The organism is Robertmurraya kyonggiensis (assembly GCF_005116465.1).
GTDB classification, from domain to species: Bacteria; Bacillota; Bacilli; order Bacillales; family Cytobacillaceae; genus Robertmurraya; species Robertmurraya kyonggiensis.
In genome coordinates this window covers 41,892-57,371 of sequence record NZ_SWBM01000005.1, presented here as the reverse complement: position 1 = coordinate 57,371, position 15,480 = coordinate 41,892, and the positions used below count along the sequence as shown (strand labels likewise).

Below are 15,480 nucleotides of genomic sequence, written 5' to 3'. Positions count from 1 at the left end.
GCCTTATCTAGACTTCTATCTATTTTCTTTCTGACTTCCATTTAGTAGACTATTTCTAATTCCATAAACAAAGTAAATAATCAAACCAATGATTAACCAAACGAAGAAACCAATCCATGTAATAGACGATAATTGCAGCATTAAATATACACAGAAAATAACGGCCAGTGCAGGAATAACTGGGACCCACGGAGTTTTAAAGCCACGCTTTAATTCCGGTTGCGTTTTACGTAATACCGCCACCCCTAACGAAACGGTCGCAAATGCAAATAATGTCCCAATGCTTGTTAGCTCTGCTAATTTATCAAGTGGTACGAATCCCGCAAAAAGAGCAACTAACAATCCAGTTATCCACGTCCCTTTTAAAGGAACATGAGTCTTTGGATGAATCGAGGATAAAGCCTTTGGCAATAATCCATCTCGGCTCATCGCGTAAAATAAACGCGTTTGCCCAAACATCATCACAATCAGAACTGTCGTTATCCCCACAATTGCACCAAGCGAAATAAATCCTGCTGCCCAATCTTGTCCAATCAATTGTAACGCAAACGCCACTGGATCTTTTACATTTAACATATCAAACGGAACAATCCCAGTTAGTATCAATGATACGATTATATAAAGAACCGTACAGATGGCTAGTGCTGATATAATCCCAATTGGGAGATTGCGTTGAGGATCTTTCACTTCTTCAGCTGCCGTAGAAACTGCATCAAAACCAAAATAAGCAAAGACAACAACAGCTGCACCAGTAGCAACTCCTGAAAAACCAAATGGCATAAACGGTGTCCAATTCGTCGGCTCAACATACCAAACTCCAACTACAATGAAAAGAAGAACGACAGCAACCTTAATGACAACCATAATCGCATTAAATTTTGCTGACTCCTTTGCTCCTCTAGTCAATAACAAGGTAACAAGTATTACAATAATAACTGCTGGTAAATCAATATACGTACCTTCTGCAGGATTAAAAGCATTCGTTATGGCCGTAGGCAAATGTAGGCCAAACCCTGATAACAGACTTTGAAAATAGCCTGACCAACCACTTGCAACAGCTGAGGAAGCAAGACCATATTCAAGGACCAAATCCCATCCTAAAATCCAAGCAAATATTTCCCCAAAAGCCACATAGCTATACGTGTAGGCACTTCCCGATTGAGGAATCATCGAAGCAAATTCAGAATAACATAATGCCGCAAACGCACAGGCAAGACCCGCAATAATAAATGATAATATTAATGCAGGACCAGCATATTTAGCCGCAGCAACTCCTGTTAAAACAAACACTCCTGTGCCAATAATGGCCCCTACGCCTAACATCGTTAAATCAAATGCACCTAAAACTCTTTTGAGTGAATTATTTGAAAATTCACTCCCTACTTGTTTTTTACGAAACAAATCCATTTCTTCAACCTAAACCTTTCTCTGGTGAAACTTGTCTATTTTTGTCGAAACAAATTATATAATACTGAATTTTAATAGTAAAGCAATTTTCAAATAAATGGACTATCGAACTACTGATTTAATATTCTGTATATTAAACCAAACACCTCTCCTTATTTAAAATAAGGAGAGTCTCAATTAAAATTGTTTATAAAACTTTACTCAAAAAGGCTTTTGTTCTTTCATGCTGTGGATTGCTGAACAATTCATCAGGAAGATTCTCTTCGACAATAAAGCCGCCATCCATGAATATCACTCTGTCCCCTACTTCGCGAGCAAATCCCATTTCATGTGTTACAACAACCATTGTCATCCCTTCACGAGCTAAGTCTTTCATAACCTCTAAAACATCCCCGACCATTTCAGGATCAAGGGCTGAAGTCGGCTCATCAAAGAGCATGATTTTAGGATTCATCGCCAATGCCCTTGCGATGGCTACACGTTGCTTTTGTCCACCAGATAATTCTCCTGGATAACCATTTGCTTTTTCTTTTAGGCCAACTTTCGTAAGCAGCTCAAGTGCTGTTTTTTCGGCCTCTTCTTTTCCCATCCCAAGAACTTTGATTGGAGCAAGCGTAACATTTTCAAGGACCGTTTTATGTGGAAAAAGGTTGAATGATTGGAACACCATTCCTACTTCTTGTCTCACAGTATTGATATTAATTTTAGGGTCTGTAATGTCGTGATTGTTAACGATGACTTGTCCACCAGAAATCTCTTCAAGACGGTTCAAGCAACGTAAAAACGTACTTTTTCCTGAACCAGATGGCCCAATGACACAGACAACCTCTTTTTCTTTTATCTCAACGTTAATATCTTTTAAAACTTCTAATTGACCAAATGATTTTCGTAAATTTTTGACTTGAATTACGCTCATCGTAGTTGAAATCTCCTTTCAAGGAAATTAGCAAGTATGGTTAATAAATAGATGACAATAAAGTAAATGATCCCTACTATTAGCCAAATTTTAAATGATTCAAAAGTAGCTGACGCCTGAATCTCCCCTTGCTGCGTTAAGTCTGCAATTCCAATGATGGATAAAAGAGAAGTATCCTTTAAGCTGATAATGGACTGATTCGTAATCGTAGGAAGCATTCTTCTAAATGCTTGTGGTAGGACGATAAATCGCATATTTTGTGAGCCAGTTAGCCCTAATGAGCGTGCAGCTTCTGTTTGACCTCGATCAATCGATTGAATACCTGCTCGAATAATCTCAGCAAAATATGCTCCTGCATTGATCGCAACCGTAATAATCCCTGCAGTTGTGCTATTAAATGAAATCCACGAAAGGGAATTTAATCCGAAGTAAATAAAGAATAATTGTACAAGAAACGGGGTTCCACGAATGGCATCAATGTAAATTTTAGCAATCCAATTCAAAATTTTAATTGGCGCTAAACGGAATAATGCAATGACTGTACCGATAATAAAACCTAGGATAACAGCAATCACGAAGATATAAAGGGTAACCTGAAGACCCTTTAGTAAATATGGTAATGCAGCAACAATGGTTTCCATCTAGTTAACTCCTTTCATAAAGATAGCGCGCTGCGCGCGCGCTACTTTTTCTATCTAGAAAGTATTACTCTCCAAGATATGTTTTTAAAATCTCATCATATTTACCATTTTCTTTTAACTTTTCTAGACCAGCATTGATTTTTTCAAGCAAGTCTTGGTTTTCACCTTTTAAGACAGCAATTCCATATTGGTCTCCGTTTAAACGCTCACCAACCATTTTTAATCCAAGATCCTTTTGCGCAATCGCATAAGCGATTACTGGATAATCTTCAATTAGAACGTCTGCATTGCCGTTTGAAACTTCTTGGAACATCGCAGGACTGTCATTAAATTGAACAACCTTATAACCTACTTTGTCAGCATTCTCCTGTGCAAATGTAGCTCCTGTTGTTCCTTTTTTAACAGCAACTGTTTTTCCTTTTAAGTCATCTAATTTTTGAATATCGCTATTGCCCTCTTGAACAACTAATGTTAGACCAGCGTCAAAGTAAGGATTCGAGAAGTCTACTACTTTCTTTCTCTCGTCAGTAATACTCATACCAGCAATCGCCACATCTAATTCACCTGATTGCATCGCTGGAATAATTCCACCGAAATCCATTGGTGACAATTCGATTTCAAAACCTTGGTCTTCTGCAATCGCGTTGATTAGTTCAATATCGATACCTTTATATTCTCCTTTTTCTTCAAATTCAAACGGAGGATAAGTTGTATCTACACCTACTTTGTACACTTTGTTTTCTGCGTCTTTTCCGCCACCATTTGAACTACCACATGCAGCTAAAAAGATTGTTAATAACAGCACACTAAATAACATAACTTTTTTCATTTGGCACACTCCTATTTGTAAATTTTATTTGAACATTTTTTAAGGTTATTTTTTTAATATACCATGTTTGTTATAAAAGTGAATAATAAAATTTCTAAAAATCTTGTTGGAAATACATTGGTAATCAAGCGTTTCTTATATTTAATAGGATTTTCACCATTACAAACTTCTAAATTTCGTTATGCGAATGATAAAGATTTTTCTGAAAATTATTCAATAATAATTTACATGTTATACTTACAATAATAAAAACATTTGTACACAGGGGAGGGACAGAAATTGGAAAAAGAATTAAATTTAAAAAAGAATATTGGCTTTTTCGTTTCAACATCATTAGTAATTGGTACAGTCATCGGCTCGGGAATTTTCATGAAGCCCGGAGTTGTCCTATCCTCAACCGCCAATTCAACTATGGCTTTATTAGCATGGCTTATTGGTGGAATTATTACCCTTGCAAGTGGACTAACGATTGCGGAAGTTAGTGTAAAAATCCCAAAGACGGGTGGATTATATGCTTATATTGAAGAGGTCTACGGTAAGCTCTGGGGATTTTTGTGTGGATGGGTTCAAACAATCATTTATGGTCCTGCGGTAATCGGAGCGCTTGGTCTATATTTTGGTTCCATAACGGCAGATTTTTTAGGTTTTCCGGACAGTAGTAAAGTCTGGATTGGCATCTTAACTGTTCTACTTCTCGGCGGTCTCAATTTATTAGGAACACAATTTGGAGGATTCATTCAAACCGTTTCGACAGTTGGGAAACTTATCCCCATCATCCTGATTGCTGTTTTTGGGATCTTTAAGGGGGATGTTTCGATTTTTAATGTGGACAGCGGCAGTACGGCACAAACTCTCAGCATGGGAGCTGCGGTTTTGGCCACTCTTTGGGCATATGATGGCTGGATGAATGTAGGTTTCATGGCAGGAGAAATGAAAAATCCTGCAAAAACTCTTCCGAGAGCGATCATCTCTGGAATTGTCGTTGTCATCGTTTGTTATTTATCTGTCAACTTCGCCATGCTTCATTTACTTCCAGCCAACGAAATAGTGGACCTTGGACCTAATGCAGCTTCTGCGGCAGCCTCTTCCCTATTTGGCGCAATTGGTGGAAAAATAATTGCAATTGGTATACTCGTATCAATCTTTGGATGCTTAAATGGAAAAATTTTTACTTTCCCGAGAATTCCTTTTGCCATGGCTGAAAGAGGTTTTCTCCCAGCAGCAAAATTACTTTCTAGTATTCACCCGAAATTTAAAACACCAGTAGCTGCAACCGTTTTTCAAATCATTCTCTCTGTCGTTATGATGATTTTATGGAATCCTGATCGTCTAACGGATATGGCGATTTTCGCTGTATTTTTATTCTATGGAATGGCTTTTTTTGCAGTATTTATTTTACGAAAAAACAACAAGAGCGAAGCATCATTGTACAAGGTACCTTTATATCCAATAACACCCATCATTGCGATTATCGGTACCATTTATATTATTGTGAGTACACTTATGCATGAACCAATGGACGGGCTTTTCTCTATTGGAATCCTGATTATCGGTTTACCTGTGTATTGGATGCTTAAGAGTGCGAATACTAGGAAGACCGTTGGAAAAGCGAGATAGTAACAATTTCGATGTTGAATGACTATGTACGCTCCACCACGCAAAACATATGAAATAAGTTAGCAAAGAAAAAACTGCAGTTTTATATATAAATTGCAGTTTTTTTCGATATTTATGTTGATTTTTTATTATGATTGAAAAAACCGGAAAAATTCCTTTTAACTTGAAAAATATCCCTATTTCCCTTAAAATAGCGGGGATTTTTTCGCCTATAGCACCTAATTTTTTGGGTTTTGTCTTATTTTAGAGCAGATAGTCGGAATATCTCCACCTATATCCGCTTCTTAAGCTCCATCAATATATATTAGCCGGAAATTCTCCGTCTATGAATTCTCATACCTTTCAAGAAGCAAGTTTTTAACATGAGAACACCACTTTCAGGCAAGGAAAAAGAGCTGCCATAAAGGACAGCCCTCAATAATATTTTTTATAACACAACTCCAACAATAACCGCTGACAATACGCTAACCAAAGTAGCTCCATACAATAGTTTCAAGCCAAATCGAGCGACCATATTTCCTTTTTCCTCGTTCAAGCTTTTTACAGCTCCGGCAATGATTCCGATAGAAGAGAAATTCGCAAATGAAACAAGGAATACGGAAATAATTCCTATTGTACGTGAACTAAACTCTGATTGAATATTCGTTAGGTCAAGCATCGCGACAAACTCATTTGTGACAAGCTTTGTTGCCATGATTGCACCAGCATCCACAGTTTCAGCCCATGGAACACCCATAATAAATGCAATTGGTGCGAAAATATATCCAAGTATTTCTTGGAACGTAATACCAAAGATTAAGTCAAATACATTATTGATTCCAGCCATCAATGCCACAAAACCAATCAACATAGCGCCTACAATGATCGCTACCTTAAAACCATCCATAATGTATTCGCCAAGCATTTCAAAGAAACTTTGTTTTTCTTCTTGGATCTCTAGAATATCTTCTTTAGCATCCACAGTATATGGATTAATAATAGAAGCAACAATGAATCCACCGAATAAGTTAATTACAAGCGCAGTTACAACATACTTCGGTTCAATCATCGTCATATAGGCACCAACGATAGACATGGAAACCGTCGACATCGCTGAAGCACACATTGTATATAAACGCTGCTCACTCAATTGTCCAAGCTGTTTTTTAACCGTAATAAAGACTTCTGATTGTCCTACCATTGCTGAAGCCACGCCATTGTATGACTCCAATTTCCCCAAGCCATTCACTTTACTTAGTAGCAGTCCAATCCCTTTCATGATAAAAGGAAGGATTTTTAAATGCTGCAAAATACCAATTAAAACAGATATGAAAACAATGGGTAGAAGAACCGTTAGGAAAAACGGAGCTTCTCCTTCGTTTGCAAGACCGCCAAATACAAAAGAGATCCCACTAGCGGCGTATTCCAATAATTTTTCGAAGACTCCCGCAAACACTTTTGTGATAATTAAACCGAAGTTTGTATTCAAAAGGATTGCAGATAAGATTAACTGAATGATAACCATAAGAATGACTGGCTTTAATTTTATCTGTTTGCGATTATTACTTGCCAAATAAGCAAGTCCTAGAACAACTAGTAAACCAATGACAGCTATGACGTATTTCATCGTTGAGTTCCTCCACACTGTGTTGTGTTATTTTTATGTATTAATAGTAATTCCCCATTATTTCACTTTGGTCTATGTTTTTTAATCAACAAAACGACATAGCAAAAGGACAATCCGATGGTGCAAGATGTCCTCAGAATTTGAAATAATTTAGATTACTCACGAAAACCTTTAACAGTATAGCATGAATTTTTTAAAATCTTTATTGAAAAATATTTTTGAAGCTTGAGTTAATTACGGCAGTTTATACTGTTTGGAATTTTTTAAACTAAGGAAGGAAGTCACGGAGCTCATCTCGAAATATCCAGTTAAGACTTTTAATAATCGGAGGTAAGCTTTGGATTATAAGAACACATCAATTGAAGTGTATTTCTCGTTATGGAGTGAAACTGTTTTTTCAATGGCACATGTTACTGATAAGCTCGGTATTTTCCCAACATATACTCAAAAAAGAGGAGACTGGCATCGGCCCAAGCCACCCATACGACCGCGGCAATACAACTTTAGTGAGTGGAAGTATAGCACCGGTTTAGTCGAAACCCTAGACATGCCATCGTTAGTTGATAAAATCGTTCATACTTTTCAGGACAAGGTTCACATTATTAATGAACTGAAAGAGGAACTACAGCTCAAGCTAAGGTTTCAGATAGTGCCATATATAAAAGATGGCATATCCCCAGCTTTTTCATTCACACCAGAACAAATGCAATTTGCGATTGATATCGGTGTCGTATTCGATATTGATCAATACATCTTTGGATTTGTGGAAGAGGACTAAATATACACAGACTAAAACAACCCACGAATAATGACGTGGGTTGTTCAATGTAACATTTAAAATTACTTAACGACGAGAACTGGACAATTCGCTCTTTTGACAACCTTGTGACTGACACTTCCAAGAACCATTTCCTGCAATGCATTTAAGCCACGACTTCCGATAACAACTAAATCAAACTTTTCCTTATTCACATAATCAACGAGAGCTGGGCCAGGCTCTCCATGTAAGATTTGTACATCGTATATGATTTTGTTCGATTTCATAAGGTCTTCTACCGGTTGAAGTCGAATTCTTCTAGCATGCTCCAAATCTTCCCGTCCCTGAGCATGGAGAACCTCACTCTTTGCTTTAGAAAAATCAGCTACATACACCATTTCGATTTTACTCTCACTATCTAAAGCAGCTATCTTAATCGCTTCACTTGCCGCTCTTAATGAATGTTCGGATCCATCCATTGCTAACATAATCTTCTTGTACAAGGTCATCACTCCAATACATTAATGTGTTGAAAGCTTTCCTTCAGGATCATGAAATACTGCTAATTTATCTACAAGCTTCTTGCTTGCTGCATTTAGATTTTTAATGGTGACTCGATTATGATTTTCACGGTACTTCATGACTACCTTATCTATCGCACCAACAGCTGAGTCATCCCAAACATGAGCAGTAGAGAAATCAATATAGATATTCTGATTTTCGACCGTGTAATCAAAAGCATCTACAAAATTATCTACGGAAGCGAAGAATAATTGTCCTTCTACGTTAAAAGTGATTTGTACGGCTTCTTGATTTTTTGATATCTTTATCGTTGAAATTTTAGCAACAAAGAAAATTGCACTTAAAATGACTCCAGCGATAACCCCTTTAGATAAGTCATGTGTCGCCACGACAATTGCTACCGTTACTAACATAACCAAGGCATCCGATTTAGGAGCTTTTCGGATATAAGAGAAAGAACTCCAATCAAATGTACCAATGCATACCATAATCATGATTCCAACAAGAACGGGCATCGGAACTTGAACCACTAAGTCTCCCAAAACAATTATCAGGAACATGAGAAATCCGCCTGCAATCAGCGTAGATAGTCGCCCACGTCCACCAGATTTAACATTAATAACCGATTGGCCAATCATCGCACAGCCGGCCATTCCACCAAAGAAACCAGTGACAATATTAGCAATTCCTTGACCTCGCGCCTCTTGATTTTTGTTACTTTCCGTACTAGTCATATCATCAACAATCGATGCCGTTAACAAGCTTTCTAAAAGACCAACAATTGCTAAGGAAATAGAATAAGGAAAAATAATAGCCAATGTTTCTAATGAAAACGGTACATTAGGAATCAAAAAGGATGGCAGCGTTTGTGTAATGATCCCCAAATCTCCCACTGTTTTTAATTCCACTCCAGAAAAAATAGTTACTGCCGTTAAGACAATTATAGCGATTAATGGAGCCGGTATTGCCTTAAAAAATCTTGGCACGACATAAACAATTAATAAAGTAATAGCCACAAATATATATGTCATCTTCGAGATTCCAATAAAATGAGGAACTTGTGCCATAAAGATTAAAATGGCTAGTGCATTTACAAAACCAATCATGACAGCTCTCGGGATAAACTTCATCAGTCTTGCTATTTTAAATACTCCAAATAGAATCTGAATGATTCCCGTTAAGATAGTAGCAGCAAACAAATATTCCAATCCATAATCTTTTACCAATGGTACCATTACCAATGCCATAGCACCTGTTGCGGCCGAAATCATCCCAGGTCTTCCACCTGCAAATGCGATAATGACTGCCATTGTAAAAGAGGCATACAGCCCTACCATCGGGTCTACTCCAGCGATTATCGAAAAAGCAATCGCTTCAGGAATAAGAGCTAAGGCAACAACAATCCCAGACAGGATATCTCCTTTAATATTGGAAAACCAATCTTTCTTAATCTTTTCAACCACTTTTTAAAACCTCCAAATCTATAGTAAACTAAGGATATACACTATTAAAAGGTGATAACTACAAAAACTCACTTGAATAGTCTATCACCTTTCGTTCCAAAAATGAACCTTTTTGGGAAAGTTTCTTAACATCATTCATGTTATAATTGTGTAAACGTTTTATAAAATAGGAGATTTTGCTATGTTAATTGGATATATGAGACCGTCTGAAGATGATCCAAACTGTGAAGAACAGCGAAAAAATTTAATAGCTATCCCATGTGACAGCATTCTTTCAGAAGAACATTCCTCCCCTAAAAAAAGAATCCAACTTAAAACTCTATTAAGTAATCTTGATTGCGGAGATAAAGTCGTCATATCAAAATTATCTACTTTAGCCGATTCATCACGTCATCTAGTGGAATTGTTAGAAGTCATAAACTCCAAAGGTGCTTTTATCTTCTCTCTAAAAGAGGGGATTGATACGAGTAATGGAGCTGGCCATAGTTTTTATGAGATTGTCAGACATCTCGTGGAATTTCAAAGTGATTTAATTAGTGAGAAAACAAAACAAGGGTTAACTGAGGCCAAACAAAAAGGAGTAACAACAGGACGACCAAGGAAACCAGACAAAAATGTGCAACGGGCGATTGAGATGTACCAAAGTAAAAACTATACATTAGCCCAAATAAAAGAGGAAACAGGAATAAGTAAATCGACTTTATATCGATATTTAGAGAATTAGAATGAAGTACTTCAGCACAAAAAAATAGCTTGAATGAATTTAACATTCATTCGAGCTATTTTCCATCCGTTTAAGAAAAATACAATAGAAGTGTCTTAATTTCATAAGGGTTGAGCGTGAATTCAATATCCCCTGTTTTCTCTTCTCCTTCAACCTGCTCCATTAAATTCGTTTCCACCCATTTTTCAACAGGTATCGTGAAATCCAATTTCACTTTTTCTCGTCTGCCCTCAAATTCATGAAGACGAATAATGACGGCATTGTCATCTTCTTTTTTCTTAATCGCATCGACAATGACATGCTCGCCATCGATCTTCACAAACGACTTTTCTTCTGGAGCAAATCCACCTTTTATAGCCTTCACTGGATGATTCAAATACCATGCCTGCTTAACCGTTTGCCCTTCTCGCCAATCACCCAAATGCGGAAGCAAGGAATACGTGAATTCATGCTCTCCTTGGTCAGCAGTAGGATCTGGATATACAGCCGACTTCAATAGTGATAGACGCATGGTGTTTTCCTTAATGTCATAGCCATACTTACAATTATTTAATAGACTCACACCATAACCCGTTTCAGAAAGGTCAGCCCACTGATGACCAACTGTTTCAAAGCGTGCCATATCCCAGCTTGTATTCCAATGTGTTGGTCTCTTCACATTTCCGAACTGAATATCATACGTCGCTTCGGTCGTACGAATATCCACTGGGAACGCTACCTTCAAGAGCTTATTCTTCTGATGCCAATTCACTTTTGTTTGGAAATCGATACGTCGATTATGCGCATAGAAAATAGTCGCCTGTTCAATCTGTGAGTTTTGGTATGTCCAAATGGTTCGAACCACAGCCCGCAACGGTCCGTTCTCGATCAACTCACTTGAGACAAGTTCCGTAATTTCCTCCATTTTTTCCTGGTAAAATAAATCGATATCCCACGCATCCCAGTATAAAGGTTTATCTTCAAAAATTTGAAAGACATTCCCATTATGGCCAGTCTTAATGACTTCGCGCTCTGCTTCCTTATCATACAACGATTCTAATTGCTTCGAACGATTCCATTTTACTGAATAAAAAGGAGTTTCCAATACGTCTTCATTAAAGAAGAATGGACTATCTTCTAATACCTCTCCTTGATGAAATTCAATTTCGACACCACCAAAGGACGATGGTTTCTCCACTTTCACTAACCAGCCTTCTTCATTTCGTTGACCAATCAGTTTCTCACCCTGTTTTGACGCCCAATAACCATTTCCTTCATCAAATGGAACTTGAGCAATCTGCTCATCCGCCCATTGGGATGCATTCAGAACCGTATACGTCTTAGAGTCTGATTCAATTAGCCCTACCACCTGCTGCTGCATGATTTCATTTTGAATATCCTCAGCCTCTGCATACTCGACCTTCGAATCTTCATATACCTCTTTGATTGAAGACCCTGGAATAATATCATGGAATTGATTTCGCAAAATAATCTTCCATCCCGCTTCAAGCTGCTCTTTCGGATACTTTTCCCAAGTTGAAAGCAAGGCGTTCCATACAGACAACCATTCGATTTTTCGATAAGCCAACTCCAATTTTCGATTCATTCGTTTGTTGTAAGCCTGGCTCGTATACGTGCCCCGGTGATACTCAAGATACAACTCTCCATCCCATGTATGCACATACTCATTTGTATTCTCAATCTTCTCATGAAGCTTTTTGAAAAAATCTCCCGCTTTTGCAGTCTTCACCTTTGGGAGACCAGGCATATCTTCAAATCTACGACGAAGCTCTAGCATTTCTCGATTTACTCCGCCTCCCCCATCTCCATATCCATAGGAAATGAGCAAGTCCTGATTAACATCCTTGTTACGATAAGCCTTCCATGCTCCATTGACCGTTTTAGCTGTTAATAAACCGTTATACGTGTAAAACCAAGAATCTGGCGGATTCCATGGCTCAGGAGTCGTTACAAAATGAGTCAAGATTTCCGTTCCATCAATCCCCTTCCAATGAAACGTATCATGAGGCATACGATTGTACTGGTTCCAACTGATTTTCGTCGTCATGAACGTGTTAATTCCCGATTTTTTCAAAATTTGCGGAAGTGCCCAGCTATAGCCAAACACATCTGGAAGCCATAAATACTCACAGTTCACCCCAAACTCTCGATTAAAAAACGCTTTTCCATGTAAAATTTGTCTCACTAAGGATTCACCACTCGGGATATTACAATCCGCTTCTAGCCACATCGAACCTTCCGTTTCCCAACGTCCCTCTTTCACGCGCTCTTTAATTTTTTCATAGATTTCAGGATAATCACTTTTGATATAATCATATAATTGAGGCTGGGTTTGAAGGAAAAAGTATTCAGGAAACTGCTCCATCAAGCGCAGAACTGTTGAAAAAGAACGAGCCGCTTTTTCACGCGTATGCTTCAATCTCCATAGCCACGCTACATCAATATGGGTATGTCCGACACAATGGATTGTAACAGCATGATGCTTTTCAATTTCTCGTAAACTACTTTGCAGAGCTTCCCTTGCTAGCTCACAGCTTTTATAAAACGAATCGTCGCCTGGCTTACTCCAATCAAGCAATATAAAGGCACTGTTTAAGGCATTTACAATTTTGTGCTTTTCCGGACTTTCATCCCCTAGCTCCTGAATCGTTTGCCAACCAGCAAGTGAGGTATAGTATAGGTCATCCGTCGCTTCATCTAACCAGCATAATTTCGCCGTTTCAAGTGTGTAATTTTGTATTTTGGGCTCTCCGCCACCCTCAAGGCCCGACCATAATCGGAAGTGTAAATCAACCGTTTTTCCAATTTGTTCTGCTTGAAAAAAGACTTCTTGGTGATTCGAATCCACTCCTTGATAAGGCTTGTTGTTCACGAACAACAAGGACTCAAAACCAGAGTTATTTCCTCCACCAGTGCGCCCAAAATCAAATAAACCAACGACTTTTTTCCCTTTCCATTCAGCAGGAATCTCGATGGTGGTATGTAACCAAAGATAGCGATCTCGACCTTTCCACTGATCACCTTGTTTTAAATTAAATCCATCCATACTTGCCGGCGGATAAGTTCCTACTTCTCCCTCATCCTCCATCGCTTGAAACTCATGTAATTGAATGCCGTCACGATAACGATATGCTGCTAACTCCTTGATTCTTGCCTCTAGTTTTCTTTCTGTTAAAAACATAGCCACACCTCATTTATTATGTTTTTATCTACAGGTCCCTCTGTCTATGTAAACGTTTACATATATGTTGTAGTTTCTCGAAACTTTGTTAAACAAAGAGGGGAGGAACCCTAAAAAGATTTCTGACTATTAACATTATATCAAGCCCACACTTGCCAGCCAATCAATAATGTGAAATATTTCAGCAAAAGAAGAAGCCGGTATCAAAAGGTCGTTACAAAGTTCCTTCAGCAGATATGTGATATGTACCTGAGTTGCTCCAAAGAATATTTTTTAACTGGTCTTTGTATGTTTCAATCACTTCTATATCACTCAATTTGCTTTCCCCTTTATTAATTCCTGATTAATTATGTACATTTTCCTACTGAATAATATTCCATCGTTTTGAGGAATATCCTCCTTATGTTTAAAGGGAATTATGTTTCATTGTTAACCTCTTGAAACTAGGAACTCGTATTCTTAGGATAAAAAGCAAAAAACCAACGCCTAATTCAATAAGCATTGGTCTGGAGAGTCTCTTAGTATGTTTTTTAGGAATTCACGTCAACAGAACCATTAGGATTCTAGGTGAGGGCAGATCAATTATGGGCTTCAAAAGAAAAACTGATTCCAGTCATTCAAACTAAACCTCATCGCTGACCAGAAAGTTTTTCTCTATCATCCGCTAATGGCACTTGTTCAGCCCACTTATGTTTAATCATTAACTTATATCCATCTTTCAATATATCTGCGAGTTCCACCGAAAGTCTGGAAAAATGTAAACCTAAATCATATCGTTGGCAAGTAGCAAGCGCTGTTCCATACAAACCTAACTGAGATGAACTTATCATCATTTTATGATACATGATAAGACGATCAGAAAAAGGAGAAATCGTGGAATTCGTTATTTCGGCATCTTCCGCTCTTGGAGAAGGTAATCGGTCATTAGACAATAATGTTTCTAAAATTTCAACATGCTTTCCCATCATCTTAACCCAACGCCAAAAAAGATCCTTAACCTCTTGTGATTGGGCACCTTGAGCAAATGCCATACATAAAGCTTTGTCTAACTGCGCCTTTTTCAAATTCCAAAATATATCGCTGATTTCAATGCAGTTCAGTGGCCTTTCTCCCCCAAGAATACCTTGGATAAAGCTCTCGGTTTGAACAAATTCGTAGTGATTAGGCGGATTAATAAATGGTGGCCTAGATACAATTCCTTTCTCTAACATGAGATCGGTAGCTAGGTTAAAAAGTTTCATCGTTTCATTTTGATTTTGAACGAAATAATCACGAATATCACGACGTGTATTCGTGGATAAGGCTGCAGCATATCCTGCTAAGCCGTGAATACTTGCAATTTGCGTGTAGATCAAACAAAATTCATCGGAAAATAAGCGTGGAGCGGCTAAATTCACATCTTCCTCCGTAAAACCATGAGGAATAGGAAATTTTTCCTCCCTAAAATATTCCTTAATCTTGGCCACGTGTCCCTCTGCTAAGGTTAATGCATATTCTAAAATCGGACGAATCGATTTGTCTTCAACAATTTTCAGCATGTACATATAAACGCATATAGCCATCGTATCACTTTGAAACTGGGTCCAAAGATTTGCAATCTCTGGTGCTGTAAGTCTCACGTTATGAGGAATTTCTCCCTCTTGCCTAAAATCACTCACTAGTTTCAATCCTTTCAAAAAGTAACATTTATGCAAAATGCAATTACCAATATTTTTCCAATCATTTATAGAAATATGTACACAAGAAAAAAAGCACTTAAATGCTTTAACCAGTTTGCTTATGCAAATTATAAAAAAAACACCAAATGTACGCATCTG

Annotated in this window: 12 protein-coding genes; 3 read left to right on the top strand and 9 right to left on the bottom strand. The window is 37.8% G+C overall.

Going from position 1 to position 15,480, the window contains the following annotated elements:
* Positions 1-15 precede the first annotated feature (15 nt).
* The 4 genes from bcaP to FA727_RS17890 all read right to left on the bottom strand — a co-directional run bounded on the left by bcaP (position 16) and on the right by FA727_RS17890 (position 3,793).
* Complete coding sequence (gene bcaP, locus FA727_RS17905) at positions 16-1,407, bottom strand: branched-chain amino acid transporter BcaP (RefSeq protein ID WP_136832913.1); 1,392 nt, start codon at positions 1,405-1,407, stop codon at positions 16-18.
* A 187-nt stretch (positions 1,408-1,594) separates the two neighbouring features.
* Positions 1,595-2,323, bottom strand: a complete 729-nt coding sequence (locus FA727_RS17900) for an amino acid ABC transporter ATP-binding protein (protein WP_136832912.1) — start codon at positions 2,321-2,323, stop codon at positions 1,595-1,597.
* Positions 2,320-2,964 carry an amino acid ABC transporter permease gene (locus tag FA727_RS17895; protein WP_136832911.1) on the bottom strand — a complete coding sequence of 215 codons (645 nt, stop codon included), beginning with the start codon at positions 2,962-2,964 and terminating at the stop codon, positions 2,320-2,322. Before FA727_RS17895 ends, FA727_RS17900 begins: the two co-directional genes overlap by 4 nt.
* A gap of 64 nt (positions 2,965-3,028) precedes the next feature.
* Positions 3,029-3,793 carry a transporter substrate-binding domain-containing protein gene (locus FA727_RS17890; protein WP_136832910.1) on the bottom strand — a complete coding sequence of 255 codons (765 nt, stop codon included), beginning with the start codon at positions 3,791-3,793 and terminating at the stop codon, positions 3,029-3,031.
* Between the two features lie 279 nt (positions 3,794-4,072).
* Between FA727_RS17890 and FA727_RS17885 the strand changes: the two genes are divergently transcribed.
* A complete protein-coding gene (locus FA727_RS17885; RefSeq protein WP_136832909.1) occupies positions 4,073-5,410 on the top strand; it encodes an APC family permease in 1,338 nt (445 codons plus the stop codon).
* A 427-nt stretch (positions 5,411-5,837) separates the two neighbouring features.
* Here FA727_RS17885 and FA727_RS17880 read toward each other — a convergent pair whose 3' ends face one another.
* Positions 5,838-7,016, bottom strand: a complete 1,179-nt coding sequence (locus tag FA727_RS17880; protein ID WP_136832908.1) for a NupC/NupG family nucleoside CNT transporter — start codon at positions 7,014-7,016, stop codon at positions 5,838-5,840.
* Between the two features lie 337 nt (positions 7,017-7,353).
* Here FA727_RS17880 and FA727_RS17875 point away from each other — a divergent pair, with 337 nt between their 5' ends.
* Positions 7,354-7,794, top strand: coding sequence for a DUF4279 domain-containing protein (locus FA727_RS17875; RefSeq protein ID WP_126405420.1), 441 nt, complete (start codon positions 7,354-7,356; stop codon positions 7,792-7,794).
* Between the two features lie 62 nt (positions 7,795-7,856).
* On the opposite strand, the gene FA727_RS17870 is transcribed toward FA727_RS17875, so the two are convergent.
* Positions 7,857-8,276, bottom strand: a complete 420-nt coding sequence (locus FA727_RS17870) for a universal stress protein (protein WP_136832907.1) — start codon at positions 8,274-8,276, stop codon at positions 7,857-7,859.
* A gap of 18 nt (positions 8,277-8,294) precedes the next feature.
* Positions 8,295-9,758: a SulP family inorganic anion transporter gene (locus FA727_RS17865; protein ID WP_136832906.1), complete on the bottom strand. Its 1,464-nt coding sequence runs from the start codon at positions 9,756-9,758 to the stop codon at positions 8,295-8,297.
* 181 nt (positions 9,759-9,939) lie between these two features.
* Between FA727_RS17865 and FA727_RS17860 the strand changes: the two genes are divergently transcribed.
* Positions 9,940-10,482 carry a recombinase family protein gene (locus FA727_RS17860; protein ID WP_136832905.1) on the top strand — a complete coding sequence of 181 codons (543 nt, stop codon included), beginning with the start codon at positions 9,940-9,942 and terminating at the stop codon, positions 10,480-10,482.
* A gap of 70 nt (positions 10,483-10,552) precedes the next feature.
* On the opposite strand, the gene FA727_RS17855 is transcribed toward FA727_RS17860, so the two are convergent.
* The gene (locus FA727_RS17855; RefSeq protein ID WP_136832904.1) at positions 10,553-13,663 is read right to left on the bottom strand and encodes an alpha-mannosidase; all 3,111 of its coding nucleotides are present in this window, start codon (positions 13,661-13,663) and stop codon (positions 10,553-10,555) included.
* Between the two features lie 629 nt (positions 13,664-14,292).
* Positions 14,293-15,321, bottom strand: a complete 1,029-nt coding sequence (locus FA727_RS17850) for a DUF3231 family protein (protein ID WP_158318909.1) — start codon at positions 15,319-15,321, stop codon at positions 14,293-14,295.
* Between the last annotated feature and the right edge of the window lie 159 nt (positions 15,322-15,480).